General features: G+C 61.2%; 13 protein-coding genes. 5 read left to right on the top strand and 8 right to left on the bottom strand.

The features are described 5' to 3' along the window. Positions 1-22 precede the first annotated feature (22 nt). The 4 genes from AC3ISG_RS06955 to AC3ISG_RS06940 form a co-directional block, all read right to left on the bottom strand. Positions 23-670 carry a hypothetical protein gene (locus AC3ISG_RS06955; RefSeq protein WP_489298826.1) on the bottom strand — a complete coding sequence of 216 codons (648 nt, stop codon included), beginning with the start codon at positions 668-670 and terminating at the stop codon, positions 23-25. Between the two features lie 286 nt (positions 671-956). Further along, positions 957-1,286, bottom strand: a complete 330-nt coding sequence (locus AC3ISG_RS06950; protein ID WP_489298825.1) for a DUF202 domain-containing protein — start codon at positions 1,284-1,286, stop codon at positions 957-959. Between the two features lie 8 nt (positions 1,287-1,294). Beyond that, positions 1,295-1,723 carry a YidH family protein gene (locus AC3ISG_RS06945; RefSeq protein WP_489298824.1) on the bottom strand — a complete coding sequence of 143 codons (429 nt, stop codon included), beginning with the start codon at positions 1,721-1,723 and terminating at the stop codon, positions 1,295-1,297. A gap of 109 nt (positions 1,724-1,832) precedes the next feature. After that, positions 1,833-3,143, bottom strand: a complete 1,311-nt coding sequence (locus AC3ISG_RS06940) for an L-fuconate dehydratase (RefSeq protein WP_489298823.1) — start codon at positions 3,141-3,143, stop codon at positions 1,833-1,835. Positions 3,144-3,258: 115 nt separating this feature from the next. Between AC3ISG_RS06940 and AC3ISG_RS06935 the strand changes: the two genes are divergently transcribed. The 4 genes from AC3ISG_RS06935 to AC3ISG_RS06920 all read left to right on the top strand — a co-directional run bounded on the left by AC3ISG_RS06935 (position 3,259) and on the right by AC3ISG_RS06920 (position 9,475). Then, positions 3,259-4,224, top strand: a complete 966-nt coding sequence (locus AC3ISG_RS06935) for a LysR substrate-binding domain-containing protein (protein ID WP_122622167.1) — start codon at positions 3,259-3,261, stop codon at positions 4,222-4,224. Positions 4,225-4,441: 217 nt separating this feature from the next. Further along, positions 4,442-5,995, top strand: a complete 1,554-nt coding sequence (locus AC3ISG_RS06930) for an altronate dehydratase family protein (protein WP_122535629.1) — start codon at positions 4,442-4,444, stop codon at positions 5,993-5,995. A gap of 193 nt (positions 5,996-6,188) precedes the next feature. Then, positions 6,189-7,514 carry an MFS transporter gene (locus AC3ISG_RS06925; RefSeq protein ID WP_122622168.1) on the top strand — a complete coding sequence of 442 codons (1,326 nt, stop codon included), beginning with the start codon at positions 6,189-6,191 and terminating at the stop codon, positions 7,512-7,514. A 449-nt stretch (positions 7,515-7,963) separates the two neighbouring features. Further along, the gene (locus tag AC3ISG_RS06920; RefSeq protein WP_489298822.1) at positions 7,964-9,475 is read left to right on the top strand and encodes a sensor domain-containing diguanylate cyclase; all 1,512 of its coding nucleotides are present in this window, start codon (positions 7,964-7,966) and stop codon (positions 9,473-9,475) included. On the opposite strand, the gene AC3ISG_RS06915 is transcribed toward AC3ISG_RS06920, so the two are convergent. Then, on the bottom strand, positions 9,453-10,235 hold the full coding sequence (locus tag AC3ISG_RS06915) for a DeoR/GlpR family DNA-binding transcription regulator (protein WP_489298821.1): 783 nt from the start codon (positions 10,233-10,235) through the stop codon (positions 9,453-9,455). The genes AC3ISG_RS06920 and AC3ISG_RS06915 overlap by 23 nt on opposite strands. A 434-nt stretch (positions 10,236-10,669) precedes the next feature. After that, on the bottom strand, positions 10,670-11,947 hold the full coding sequence (locus AC3ISG_RS06910; RefSeq protein WP_205487077.1) for a serine/threonine transporter: 1,278 nt from the start codon (positions 11,945-11,947) through the stop codon (positions 10,670-10,672). A gap of 358 nt (positions 11,948-12,305) precedes the next feature. Between AC3ISG_RS06910 and AC3ISG_RS06905 the strand changes: the two genes are divergently transcribed. Further along, positions 12,306-12,755, top strand: a complete 450-nt coding sequence (locus AC3ISG_RS06905; protein ID WP_489298820.1) for a DUF4440 domain-containing protein — start codon at positions 12,306-12,308, stop codon at positions 12,753-12,755. Positions 12,756-12,826: 71 nt separating this feature from the next. On the opposite strand, the gene AC3ISG_RS06900 is transcribed toward AC3ISG_RS06905, so the two are convergent. Continuing rightward, positions 12,827-14,161: an ATP-binding protein gene (locus tag AC3ISG_RS06900; RefSeq protein ID WP_489298819.1), complete on the bottom strand. Its 1,335-nt coding sequence runs from the start codon at positions 14,159-14,161 to the stop codon at positions 12,827-12,829. Further along, on the bottom strand, positions 14,158-14,841 hold the full coding sequence (locus AC3ISG_RS06895) for a response regulator (protein WP_122535636.1): 684 nt from the start codon (positions 14,839-14,841) through the stop codon (positions 14,158-14,160). The genes AC3ISG_RS06900 and AC3ISG_RS06895 overlap by 4 nt, the downstream gene beginning before the upstream one ends. Positions 14,842-14,924: the final 83 nt, after the last annotated feature.

Genomic DNA, 14,924 nt, shown 5'->3' with positions numbered 1-14,924 from the left:
TTGGAATGAATGGCCCCCGTCACTAGAGAGTGACGGGATCTTCAACACCCATCTCCAAAACATTGAGCGTGATATTTAACGGCTTCTTGGATAAAAAAACCTTTCCAGCGTATTTTTCCAAATCAGAGATCGTATGATCACTGGCGCAGCAAATATTGCTGACCCAGTTCTTATCGACAGTTTGACGGTCCAGCCCCATGAGATATCCAGCGCTAGGTCGCACCAGCGTCACGGAATTATTGATGCCTGGCTTTATAAGGGAGCTGGAGTTTATGGCCCACCCCCCTCGCCAGCTCGAGTCGCGTGACTCACCTCTTGAACCAGAAACCCAGGACTGATTGTACTCGGTTGGGCTAGAAGTGCCGAACGGCGTGTTCTGACCTTGGACGTAGCAGGGAAGGCCGACGCTCTCACGTGGATTCATTGGATATAGCTGCCAAATCGCAACCAAGACTGGCCACATTACTGAACCATCGCTTAACGTTCTTTTATAGACAATCTCGTAGCTGCGTCCGCCTTCGCTATATTCCCTGAAAAGGAACCAAAACTGTTGAGGATCTGCGCTAGCTGAATTGAACCTTAGGCTATTTCCTGCAATCTCAAATCCACCCGACTCACCTGCAATATGCATAGTACAAGTGAAAGATTGATCTTTAATGTAAACAGTCATAACAATCGCCTCATTTCTAGATTAAATATTAGGAGGCCCTAGTTTTACGCTCGCAAATTGTGGTGTCTACTGTCACTAATGACAGTGCTCATGTTGGTCTGAGTCAGTCCGGTGGAGATTATCCCAAAGTGCCCACTGGCGTCGGAGGGGTGGCTAAACAAGAAAGCGAGGTGTCTCGAACAAGCTAGCGCCTAGCACCCTCCTGTACAAAGGAGGCGAGCATTTTAATCTTCACGCGCAGAAGTGATGGTGACGAATAGGACGCTAACCACAGGTGTTTGTCTGCTCAGCGAGACACCACCGCAACAACTCCCACCAGACTCAACACCATCACCGTGCAACCCAACACCGCCACTTCACGCAGTGGCGGCGGTATGCGCTCTTGGGCCATTCCCCGGGCGCTTTTGCGGTAGCGGGCATTGAGGCCGATCTGGATCAGGAGGCCCGCCATCAACGAAAGAATGACCGGCAGCAGCGCCACCCACCCAAACGGCGGAATCCAGCGCAGAAACAAGATGCACACGCCGATCAACGTCAGCAGCGTCCGACGCCAGGCCAGCAGCGTGCGTTCGGGTTGCAGACCGGGATCGTCGTGGCGCAACGGTACGGCAGGCATGCGCCGATTCACGACGCGCCGTAAATCAGAAAGACGATCAGCCCCGCCGCCACCAACCCGCCGCCCAACGACAGAATCGGCACCAGCACCGGCAACGGCAATGGCTTGCGTTGACGCATCGCCCGCTCGACCTTCAGCCAGCGCACGCAGGCACTGGCGCTCACCAACAAGGCCAGCACCAGCAACGACAGGGCCACCGCCCGACGCAGGCCCGGGCTGAACACGTCGCTGGTGAAGGCTTCGACCGCGATGCCACCGGCCAGAAACGCCAATGCCGTGCGGATCCAGGCCAGAAAGGTGCGTTCGTTGGCGAGGGTGAAGCGCGGGTCAGGCTCGCAGCCGCCGCCGAGCAGTGAAGCCGAGAGCCGGTCACGCTCGGGTGGCGTGACGGGGGCACTGGCGGGAGGGGTGACGTGGCCGGGCTCGGGGGAATTCATGTCGCACCGTGGTCGGGTAGATGCGACGGATCATACCGGTGATGCCCGGGAAAGGCCCGTGTCCACAGCGACATGGGGTTGTCTGTTGCCGCAGCGCTCCTGCCTCTGATTACCGGTTCGCCAGGTCCACCCACACCGCGCCTTCGGGATATTGATAGCGCTCCAGCGTTTCGGCGTGCATTTCGATGCTGTACCCCGGCCGTTGCGGTGGCATATAGCGACCGCGGCGGATGACCACCGGATCAAGGAAGTGCTCGTGCAGGTGATCGACGTATTCCAGCACGCGTTTGTCCAGGGAGCCGGACACGGCGATGTAATCGAACAGCGAGATGTTCTGCACGTATTCGCACAACCCGACCCCGCCACCGTGGGGGCATACCGGGATGTCGAACTTCGCGGCCATCAGCAGCACGATCAGCACCTCGTTCAGCCCGCCCAGCCGGGCCGCGTCGAGCTGGCAGAAATCCAGCGCGCCGGCCTGGAACATCTGCTTGAACATCACCCGGTTGTGGCAATGCTCGCCGGTGGCCACGCCAATCGGTGCGATGCGCTGACGAATCGTCGCATGGCCGAGGATGTCATCGGGGTGGGTCGGCTCTTCGATCCACCAAGGCTCGAACGCCGCCAGTCGGCGCATGTTGCTGATCGATTGCTCGACGCTCCAGACCTGATTGGCGTCCATCATCAGCGTGCGTTCCCAGCCCAGTTCGTCGCGCAGGATCGCGGCACGGCGCATGTCTTCTTCGATATCCGAGCCAATCTTCTGCTTGATGTGGGTCCAGCCTTCGGCCACGGCTTCGCGGGCCAGTCGGCGCATTTTCTCTTCCGAATAACCCAGCCAGCCCGGCGCGGTGGTGTAGCCCGGATAGCCCTCCTCCCGCATCTGCGCCTCGCGCTTCGCTTTGCCCGGCACTTGGCGACGGAGCAAGGCGATGGCTTCTTCGGGGGTGATTGCATCGGTGACGTAGCTGAAGTCCAGGCACTTGACCAACTGCTCGGGGGTCATGTCGGCCAGCAACTTCCAGACCGGCTTGCCCTCGACTTTGGCCCACAAATCCCAGACCGCATTGACCAGCGCGGCGGTGGCCAGATGGATCACGCCTTTTTCCGGCCCCAGCCAGCGCAACTGGCTGTCGCCCGCAGTGATGTTGTGCCAGAACGCGCCCATGTCCGCCGTGATCGATTCCAGGCTCAGCCCCACCACGCAGGGCGCCAGGGAGTGGATCGCGGCGGCGCAGATTTCGTTGCCCCGGCCGATGGTGAACGTCAGGCCATGGCCCTCCAGCCCTTCGGACGAATCGGTGTGCAGCACAACGTAGGCGGCGGAATAGTCCGGCGCGCTGTTCATCGCGTCGGACCCGTCAAGGGACAGGGACGTGGGGAAGCGGATGTCGCGGACGGAAATCGAGGTGATCTGCATGGTGGGCTCTTATTGTGGGTGGCAACGCATGCCTTGGAGGAGTGACAAGCGACTGTAGGCCTATCCGCGATACAGGCATAATCGCCAAATCCTAACCATCGATATCAAATCTGATATGTCAGACACATCACCTTCTTCCGATCTGCCTGGCACCTTCCCGACACTGAAAATCTCCAGCCGGCAGATCGCCTTGCTTAACGCCTTGGGGGAACTGGGCACTCTGCGCAAGGCCGCCACCGCCATTCACACTACCCAGCCCGCCGCCAGTCTGTTGCTGCAACAGCTGGAAGAGCGTCTCGGCGTGCAATTGTTCGAACGTTTGCCGCGCGGCATGCAGCCGACGCTGTTCGGCGAGGTGATGATTCGTTACGCCCGGGGTGCGCTCCATGAGTTCGAATACGCCGAAGCGCAGTTGGCTGAGCTGGCACGAGGGGCTACAGGAATGGTGCGCATCGGCGCAGTGATGGGCCCGGTGCCGACACTGCTGACCCGCGGTGTGCTGGCGTTCAAGGCCGCGCACCCGAAGGTGCGCATCGCCCTGGAAGTCGGCACCAGCGATGAATTGATACCAGCGCTGATTCGCGGCGATTTCGACGTGGTGCTGGGCCGCCTGCCCGATCAACTCGACGGCCAGAGCCTCGACATTCAGCGGTTCGAACAGGGCGAGCGCATGCGCATCATCGCCCGGCCGCAGCACCCTCTGGCGAGCCACAACGGGCTGACGCTGGCGGCGCTGGCGCCGATGACCTGGATCCTCCACCCGATCGGCAGCCCGATGCGGCGCCAGGTCGAAAACGCACTGCAGGCAGCGCAACTGATTGAGCCGCTGGACATCGTCGAAACCCGCTCGATTCTGGCAACCACCTCGATGCTCGAATCCTCGGACATGATTGCCGTGGTGCCCAATGACGTTGCCGACCACTACACGCGTTACGGCATGATCGCCATTCTGCCGGTTGAGTTGCCGTTGAGCATGGCCAATCTCGGGCTGATGACGTCGAAAGCCAGGCCGCTGTCGGCGGCGGTGAAGGCGCTGCTCACGTGTCTAAGCGCCATTTCTAACGGTGCAGACGGCCCATGAATTGATAACCCTGCGTTATCGCTCAATCGAAACCTTTCATTGGGAAATTACGTACTGGCTTCATAGAGTGGCTGAAAATCGGCCGACAACGTCCGCGCTCTGAAGCGGGTGCTTGATACGTCGTACATAACAATAACCGGCCAGCCGCGGTGCCGCTTCCTGAAGGAAGTTGCGTCTGGCACTGTTGACCCAGGCCGCAACCGTCATGAGAGGCCGCATGGAACTCATCGCCAAAACGCCCGCGTTCGATAGCAGCGCGCTGTTCATCCGCCTGAACCCCCTCGATAACGTGCTGATCGCTCGCCAGGCGCTGAGTGAAGGCACGTACCTGGACGAAGAAAACGTCACGGTCTCCCAGCCGGTTCCGTCCGGGCACAAGGTCGCGGCGGTGCGGGTCGAGCAAGGTCAGCCGCTGCGGCGGTACGGCCAGATCATCGGCTTCGCTTCCCAGCCCATCGAGGCCGGGCAGCACGTGCATGTGCACAACGTCGAAATGGGCGACTTTTCCCGTGACTACGCCTTTGGCGTCGACGCCCACGAGACGCCGAAAACCGAAGCGTACTTTCAGGGCATCGTGCGTGCCGACGGTCGTGTGGCGACGCGCAACTACATCGGCATTCTGACCTCGGTGAACTGCTCCGCCACCGTGGCCCGGGCCATAGCCGACCGTTTCCGCCGCGACATCTTTCCCGAAGCCCTTGCGGACTACCCCAACATCGACGGCGTGGTCGCACTGACCCACGGCTCCGGCTGCGCCATCGACTCCAAAGGCGAGGCCATCGACCTGCTGCGCCGCACCCTCGCGGGCTACGCCGTGCATCCGAACTTTGCGGCGGTGCTGGTGGTGGGCCTGGGCTGCGAGACCAACCAGATTCAGGACATGCTCGACAGCCAGGGTCTGAAGGCCAGTGACCAACTGCGCGCGTTCACGATTCAGGGCACCGGTGGCACGTCGAAGACCATCGCCAGCGGCATCGCGCAGGTGCAATCGCTGCTGCAGCAGGCCAATCAGGTCACCCGGGAAAGCGTCAGCGCCCGGCACTTGATCGTCGGTCTGCAATGTGGCGGCTCCGACGGCTACTCCGGCATCACCGCCAACCCGGCACTGGGCAATGCGGTGGACCGGCTGGTGGCGGCGGGCGGTACGGCGATTCTGTCGGAGACCCCCGAAATCTATGGTGCCGAGCATTTGCTGACGCGGCGCGCGGCCAGTCAGGCCATCGGCGAAAAACTCGTTCAGCGCATTCATTGGTGGGAAGACTACTGCCAGCGCATGAACGCCGAACTGAACAACAACCCCTCCGCCGGCAACAAGGCCGGCGGGCTGACGACCATTCTGGAGAAGTCGCTGGGCGCCGTGGCCAAGGCCGGCTCGACCAACCTGATGGGCGTGTATGAATACGCCGAAGCCGTCCGCGCCCAGGGCCTGGTGTTCATGGACACCCCCGGCTATGACCCGGTCTCTGCCACGGGGCAAGTGGCGGGCGGTGCGAATTTGATAGCGTTCACCACCGGGCGGGGCTCTGCGTACGGCTGCGCGCCAACGCCGTCGATCAAGCTCGCCACGAATAACCGCGTGTTCGAATTTCAACAGGAGGACATGGACGTCAATTGCGGCGGCATCGCCGACGGCACGACGACAATTGAGGAACGCGGCGCGTACGTGTTCCAGATGATGCTCGACATCGCCTCCGGCGCCCGCAGCAAAAGCGAGCAGCATGGTTATGGGCAAAACGAGTTCGTGCCTTGGCACATCGGTGCGGTGACCTGACAGGACAGGCTGCCTTGGTAGGACCGGCTTCAGCCGGGAAGCTGTCTTGCTTTCAGTGGGACCGGCTTTAGCCGGGAAGCTTTTCAAACGTCACACCGCAATATGGATGGTGCCCACACCGGCCCCTTCCCGGCTGAAGCCGGTCCTACACGAACGCAGCCGTTAAGCCCCACAACAATAAAAAAGGTGCGCAATGAAATCCCTCAAGACCTACCAGACGATAACCATCGTTTTTCTGATGCTGTTCGGGATCGTCAATTATCTGGACCGCAGTGCGCTGTCCATCGCCAATACGACGATCCAGAAGGACATGCTGATCAGTCCTTCGGAGATGGGCATTCTGTTGTCGGCGTTCTCGCTGGCCTATGCCTTCGCACAGTTGCCGATGGGCATGATCATCGACAAGCTCGGCAGCAAGATCGCATTGGGCGGCGCGCTGATGGTGTGGTCCATCGCACAGACCGCGTCGGGCTTCGTCAACAGCTTCAGCGGCTTCTTCGCCCTGCGCGTTTTGTTGGGGATCGGCGAGGCGCCGATGTTTCCCTCAGCCGCCAAGACCCTCAACGAATGGTTTGAAGAGCACGAGCGCGGCACGCCGACGGGTATTGTCTGGTCGGCGACCTGCATCGGGCCGTGCCTGGCACCGCCGTTGTTGACGCTGTTCATGGTCAACTTCAGCTGGCGCGGGATGTTCATCATTACCGGCGTGCTCGGCATCGTGCTGTCGCTGTGCTGGCTGATGTTCTACAAAAGCCGCGCGCAGTACCTGAAGGAATTGGCGGCAGAAGGTCGCGAACCGACCGTCCAGGTGGTTCAGGCCGACGCCGCGCCGAAGGCTTCGTTCTTCGCCGGCTGGCTGGACCTGTTCAAGCACCGCAGCACCTGGGGCACCTTCCTCGGTTTCATGGGCGTGATCTATATGCTCTGGCTGCACCTGACCTGGCTGCCCGGCTACTTCCAGCGCGAACACGGCCTGGACCCCTACCAAACTGCCTGGGTGGTGTCATTTGCTTATGTGTTCGGCGCGATTGGCACCATCGCCGCCGGACGCATTTGCGATCGGCTGGTCAAGCGCGGCGTGGGCGTGCTTAACAGCCGCAAATACACAGTGATCGGCGGGCTGGTGTTCGCCGCCGTGTTCACCCTGCCGCTGACGTTCGTCACCGGCCTGAGCGGGTGCGTCGCCCTGCTCTGCCTGGCGCTGTTCGGCATCAACCTGTCCAGCGCCACGGCGTGGATGGTGGTCAATACCGTGGTCGACACCAAACGCGTGGCGTCACTGGGTTCGATCCAGAATTTCGGCGGCTACATTGCAGGCTCCATTGCGCCGATCGTCACCGGCTTCAGCGTGCAATATTCCGGCACCTTCGCCACGGCCTTTGCGGTCAGCGCCATCGTCGCGTTGCTCTCGGCGGTCGCCTACTTCGTGCTGCTCAAGGCGCCGATCCCCGAACACACCACCACGGCGCAGAAGGACTGGCAGGCGAATCGGGATGAGGTGCAAGGGCGTCGGGTTTGATGGGTGCCCCTCCAGCGGATTCCTGGGACCTCGCACTCGGTCCCGGGAATGCTGCAGTAGCCCGCCGAACGCAACACCTGTGGGAGCGAGCTTGCTCGCGAAGGCGGCATTCCAACCGCTGAACATTTAGCGGATGTACTGGCCCCTTCGCGAGCAAGCTCGCTCCCACAGGTCGACATCAGCCAAACTCGCACACGGCCCTATAACCACGTCACGCCCACACAGCAGCACATCTACCGCAGATGATTTATAAGCCATAAATTTCCCTTCAAAATCCCGCACTTGTCCTACGCTGTGAGTCAGACGGGTCGCTGTTGCGATGCTGCGTGTCCGAACGAGTGGATTGTTCGTCACAGTGGCGGGTCTGAAATCGTGGCAGTCAGCGAGGGTGGGGTTTGAGACAGCTAGAAGGATCGGAATTCGGCGTCAGAAACCGAAGACTCAAACGCATGCCGGTGTTGTGGCTGGCGGGACTGTTTACCTTGCTGGTGTGCATCTCCATCACCAGCATCACCGTCTGGCAGCTGCGCCAGACGCGCATTCACGAGCTGGAAATCGCCAATACCACCGTCGCCAACCTTTCTCGCTCGATGGCGCAACACGTTGATGACGCATTTGATCAAGCGCACATCGCCGTGTCATCGGTGGTCGAACGGCTTTCCTTCGACGGCTTCGGCGCCGCCAGTGGTTCGCGCATGCACGATTATCTGCGCGCCACCGCCGCCAGCGTCCAGCAGATCCAGGGTCTGTTCATCTATGACAAGGATGGCAACTGGGCGGCAACCTCCCTTAACCACATGCCGGCCAACGCCAACAATGCCGATCGTGAGTATTTTCGGTTCCACCGGTCCATCGCCAGCAACCTTCCCCACATCGGCCCCGCCATCCAGAGCCGCACCACCGGCGACTGGATCATCCCTGTGTCGCGAAGGGTGGACGATGAGATGGGCAACTTCGCCGGTGTGGTGCTGGCCACCGTTGAACTGAACTACTTCGAACAGTTCTTTGAGCGCTTCGACATCGGCAAGCACGGCGTCATCACCCTGGCCATGGCCGACGGGACCGTGCTGGCACGACGTCCGCTCATTCAAAACGTGCGCGGCACCTCTATCGGCGACGGCGAATTGTTCCGGCTTTATGTCAGCGAACACTACGAAGGCACGGCGAACGTCGTGTCGATGCTCGACCACGAACAACGCCTGTACGGCTACAAGAAACTGGACCGCTACCCGATGGTGGTGCTCGCCGGTCTGTCCCAGCGCGAAGTGCTCGACGAGTGGCGGCAGTATGCGTGGCGCTCGCTGGCGATCATCATCTGCGTGGTGGTCGCCAACCTCCTGTTTGGGGTCTTGCTGTTCCAGCAGATCCGCTTCGGGCTGAATGCCGAATCACAACTGCGCATTGCCAGCCACTCGCTGGAAAAGCTTGCGCTACAGGACAGCCTGACCGGCCTGGCCAATCGACGGCACTTCCAGGAGATTCTCAGTCTGGAGTTTCGCAACGGTGAGCCGAACCTGCATCCGCTGAGCCTGATCATGATCGACATCGATTTTTTCAAGAGCTACAACGACAACTATGGCCACGTCGCCGGCGACAAATGCATTGTCGCCGTGGCCGAGTGCATTCGCAGCAACCTCAACCGCACTGGTGACCTCGCGGTGCGCTACGGCGGGGAAGAAATGGCCGTGTTCCTGCCCTACAGCGATATGCAGGGCGCCGTGAGTCTGGCGGAGAAGATTCGGTTGGCTGTGCTCACGCGAGCCCTGGAACATCAGGGCAATCCGATCGGCATCGTCAGCATCAGCCTCGGGGTTTACGGTTGTCGGGCGCAGGAATGCCAGAGCATGGAAGACTTCGTCAAACGCGCGGACGCGGCGCTGTATGCCGCCAAGCACCAGGGCCGCAATCGTACCGTCGCATGGCAGGAGTCGACGCTGCTCAGTGCGCTGCCTGCGCCGTGACGATCTGCGCGACCTTGCCGCGAAACAGCTCCAGCCGGTCGGCTGGCGCGTCGTGTTCGACCACCAGCGCGCCGACTTCCTCGCACTGCGCGACCTGATAGTGCGCGATGCTGGAAAGCTTCTCGTTGATCACAGCCACCGCCACCTGACCGCTGCGCGCCACCACGGCGCGCTTGAACTCGGCAACGTCCATGTCGAACGCGGTCACGCCTTTCAGCGCATCCAGGGCACAGGCGCCAAGAAAGCACAGATCGAAATTGAAGTGGGCAAGTTGCTGAATCGTGGTGAAGCCGTAGGTGCTGCCCGCCACGGGACTCAAGCGCCCGCCGAGCAGAATCACTTCCACTGCCGGCAGCTTCATCAGCTCGACCGCGATCAGCGGCGCATTGGTGGTGACGGTCAACGGCATGTGCGGATCAAGGGCTTTGGCGATCGCCAGATTGGTCGAACCGCCGTCGATAAATACGTGTTGCCCGGCGCTGATCAATGCCGCCGCCGCGACGCCCAACTGCCGCTTGCGCCCCGGCTCGTGCTCGACACGCGCCGCCAGCGGGCCGTCCGACGCCAGCGAAATCGCCCCGCCGTACACGCGTTTGCACAGGCCGGCAGACGCCAGAACGCCCAGATCGCGACGAATGGAATGCTCGGACACATTGAATTCGGTCGCCAGCTCTGCGGCGATCACCCGACCCTGCACGGCCAGGCGCTCGGTGATCAGACGCTGACGCTCGCCGGGGAACGCTTCAGGGTTGGCAGACATGGGGCCTCGATAAAGGGCTGAATCGATCAGGAACGAGCAGGATCATGGGGCGACGCAATTGGCAAAGTCAATGTGGCGACTATCTGAGAAGACCGGGCGGGGCAGTGGATCTACTGCGGCCAGACCACCGTCTTCGTGAGCAAGCTCACTCCCACATGATCGGCGTTTGCTGACCGACTTTGCGATTACCCGGACCCAGGCCGGAGGCCAACGGTCTCTCACTCAACTCAGAAGTGTGCGTGGTCGGTGCCCAACTGTGGGAGCGAGCTTGCTCGCGAAGAGGTCGGTACATTCCCCGAATGTTCAGTGATGAAATCCCGTCTTCTTGAGCCATGGGTTGCGCCATCTCGTTCATGCTCACACGAGCGGTATTGGCTATCCCACAGCGCAGCTTCAGGACGACGGACGATCTGCCCTCCGCCGCCCTTGGAGCGTCACTGCAACAACGAATAAACCAGCGCCGAGATCGAGATCAACCCTATCACCACCACAAACACGTTCGACAGCTTGCCCGCATACCGGCGCATGGCCGGCACTTTGCGCACGGCGTACATCGGCATGAGGAACAGCAGCGCCGCGATCACCGGGCCGCCGAGGGTTTCGATCATCCCGAGAATGCTTGGGTTGAGCGTTGCCACCAGCCAGCAGACTACCAGCATGAAGCCTGCGGTCAGGCGATCGAGCGTGCGCGGTGAAGGACGGCGGCCGGTCTTCAGCACCAGTCCTTTCAGGCCTTCGCTGGCGCCGATGTAGTGGCCCAGAAACGACTTGGTGATCGCGACGAACGCAATCAGCGGTGCGGCAAACGCGATGGTCGGGTTGCTGAAATGGTTGGCCAGATAGGACAGGATCGACAGGTTCTGCGCCTTGGCTTCCGCGAGTTGCTCCGGCGCCAGGGTCAGCACGCAGCTGAAGACAAAGAACAGCACCATGACCACCATCAGCAGATGGGCGCGTGCCAGGATCTGCGAGCTGCGCGGTTCGGCCTGCTCGCCATATTGACGCTTCTGGTCGACGGCAAATGCCGAAATGATGGGCGAATGGTTGAACGAGAAGACCATCACCGGAATCGCCAGCCACAGCGTGTGCAGCAGTGCCGAGGGTGCCGGAAAGCTGCTTGCCGTGGTGAGAATGCCGCCGTTCCAGTGCGGAATCAGAAACACGGCGAGGAACAGCAGCGCCACGATAAACGGGTACACCATCAAACTCATGGCTTTGACGATGATCTGCTCACCGCAACGCACCACCGCCAGCAGGCCGAGGATCAGCACGAACGCCAGCAGCGCGCGGGGCGGCGGCTGCACATGCAGTTGGTGCTCCATAAAACTGCCCACGGTGTTGGTCAGCGCCACGCTGTAGATCAGCAGGATCGGAAACACGGCGAAGAAATACAGCAGCGTGATCAAGGCACCGGCTTTCTTGCCGAAATGTTGCTCAACCACCTCGGTGATGTCCGCGCCGTTGCGGCCCGACAGCACGAAACGGGTCAGCCCGCGGTGCGCATAGAAGGTCATCGGGAAGGCCAGCACGGCCAGAATCACCAGCGGCCAGAACCCGCCGATGCCTGCGTTGATCGGCAGAAACAACGTGCCCGCGCCGATGGCGGTGCCGAACAGCCCGAGCATCCAGGTGGTGTCGTTTCGGTTCCAGGTCGTCACGTTCGCGGGTGCCGCGTCGACGGTGTGTTCGACGCTGTTGGCCTGATCATTCATCCGGTCGATTCTCCGTTGCCGGTGATAGCTACATGGTCAAAAGCGCGTCGAGAAAACATGGCAGTCGGCGCCCCTGACCGGTTCTCTACAGGGAAAGGGGCGCGATTGTCCGGGATTGGAGAGCAGAATCAAAGGCTTGTCGGACCAAAAGCCCGCGGGGCGGGATCATCGAAGTTTCAAACCGGCTTAACTTCCTGGTTAAAACAGCCACGATTCTTACTTAATGAACCGGACAATTCCCGCATCGAAGACGGCCAATTTAGTTTACGAAACGTATTGTAAATCCTCGGCAGTACAACTTTAAGTCGTCCTCAACTAGGCTCTCGACCCACATTCAACCGCCCATGGAAGGTAACGCATGCTTAAGACTTTTGCCGTCATTACACTGCTCACTGCCAGCACTTACGCGAGTGCAAACAACGCCCCCTCACACTGCGCAACACTTGATAAGCAGCAAGCGAAAATCCTGTTCGAGCGCTGGAACAACACACTGCAAACCGGCGATTCTCGCAAGGTCGCCGCGAACTATACGTCCGACGCCGTGCTGCTTCCGACCCTCTCCAACCAGCCCAGAACAGACCTTGCCGGCAAACTCGATTACTTCAACACGTTTCTTAGAAAGAAGCCGTTCGGCACCCTCGACAGCAGCACTGTTATTACAAGTTGCAACAGTGCAATCGATACCGGCCTGTACACGTTTCGTTTCAGCGATAACTCAGAAGTCCAGGCACGTTACACCTTCACTTACGCACTTGTTGATAACGAGTGGCTGATTACCTCCCATCACTCTTCGGCCATGCCGGAGTAGCGGACATTCAGCCAACAGTCGGCCTGAGGTGCAACGGCAGGCCGACTCCACTTTCAGACCCTTCCCACACGTCACTCGCCTGCGACATCGCGACGCAACGGCATGCTCAACTCCACGCGCAAACCGTCATGACGGCTGTCAAAGCGCAGCGAACACGCGCAGCGCTGAACAATGGCCTGAACAATCGCCAATCCCAGCCCGGCGCCGGGACTCTTGCCGTTGCGCCAGAAGCGCTGGGTGAGCTTGTCCAGATCCGGCTCGGGAATCCCCGGACCATGATCGCGAACGCGGAAATGCGCCTGCCCGTCGAAGGTTTCAACGCTCAGTTCCACCTGCGCCGCGGCCTGGCTGTGGCGCAGGGCGTTGTCCAGCAGATTGCGCAGTGCGGCCACCGCCAGCGCCGCCGGCATTTGTAGTGCAGCGCTGGACAACTGCGACGGAAGGATCAGTTCGATGCGCTGTTCATCGCCGTGACTGGCATCGTGAATCGCCAGCCGCGCGACCTGCTCGGCATCGCACTGCACGCCATCATCGAACGACAGGCTGCCCTCGACACGGGCCAACAGCAGCAGCTGTTCGAGGGTGCGGTGCATGCGGTCAGCGCCCTCCTCCGCATGGGCCAGCGCCGTGTCGCGCTTCTGACCGTCGGTCATGCGCGCCACTTGCAGATGGGTCTTGATGGCCGTAAGCGGGCTGCGCAGTTCATGGGCAGCGTCGCCGGTCAGCCGCCGCTCGCGCTCAAGGGTCTGGGCAATGCGCTGAAACAGCTGGTTCTGGCTTTTCAGCAGCGGCTGAAGTTCGCTGGGCAGGTTGGGCACGTCCAGTGGCTCGACCGAATCGGCGCTGTGGCAATTCAACGCATCGCGCATGCGGTTGAGCGGCGCCAGCCCCCGGCCGATGCCGAACCAGACCAGCGCCAGGCTGCCGAACAGCGCGACCAGTACCGGCACCGATGCCGCCAGCAGCACCGAGTGCCCGAGCACGTCGCGTTCGATCTGCCGGTCGGCGGTGCTCACCCGCACGTTGTCATGCATCATCGTGTACACGCGCCAGTGGTCGCCGTTGATCATTTGGTCATGGAAGCCGCTGGCATCGGCCTTCAGCGGTTCGCTCGGCGAGCTGTCGGTGCGCGCCAGCACCTGCCCGCGCAGGGAACTCAGCTGACAGGCCATGCCGTTGGGCAACGCCGGATCATCGGCCCGAAGCGAGCGAGTGTCGCTGCCGGTGGGCATTTGCATCTGTTCGAGTAGCCCCGCCACCATCCGCGCCGAGGCCTCAAGGCGTTGATCGAGGGACTGCATCATCTGCGTGCGCAAGTCGCGCAGCATCCACGCCGCCGCCAGCACCCAGATCAGAATGAACGCCGAGCCGAGGATCAGACTCAGCCGCGTCCGCAGGCTCATCATGGCGTGGGCTCCGAATCATGGCCGGCCGGGCCGAGGCGATAACCGAGCCCGCGGACGGTCTCGATGATGCGGCCACCCAGCTTGCGCCTCAGGTGGTGGATATGAACATTGAGGGCGTTACTCTCCACTTCGTCGCCGAAGCCGTACACGCAGTCCTTTAGCTGTTCGCCCGAAAGCACGCGCCCGCTGTTGTTGAGCAACGCTTGCAGCAAGGCCTGTTCACGGCGGGAGAGATCGACCGGCTGACCGGCAAGGCGGGTTTCCCGGCTGCTCGGGTCATAGCTGAGCACCCCATGTTCGATCACGTTGACGCTGCGCCCGGCCATGCGTCGCACCAGGGTATGCAGGCGTGCGCTGAGTTCACGCAGGTCGAAGGGCTTTAGCAGGTAATCGTCCGCGCCGGCCTGCAAGCCGTCAACACGGTCGGTGACGGTGTCGCGTGCGGTAAGAATCAGCACAGGGATTTCCACGCCCTGCTGGCGCAACTGGCGCAACAGCTTCAGGCCATCTTCATCGGGCAGGCCGAGGTCAAGAATCATCACGTCGAAATGCGCGGCCGACAGCATCGCCCGCGCCGATGAGGCCGTTGCCACGCGGTCCACCGTCAGGCCCTGGGCATCGAGGCCCGCGACGATGCCGCTGGCAATCAGGTCGTCGTCTTCACAAAGCAGTACGTGCATGGTCGGCCCCGAAAAAAAGGCGATTGAAGCGCAGAGGGATTAACGGCGGATTATGCACGAGCCGCCGCAGACACAACGCGCCC

The organism is Pseudomonas sp. GL_135 (assembly GCF_057834665.1).
This window is presented reverse-complemented; position numbering and strand designations above follow the sequence as displayed.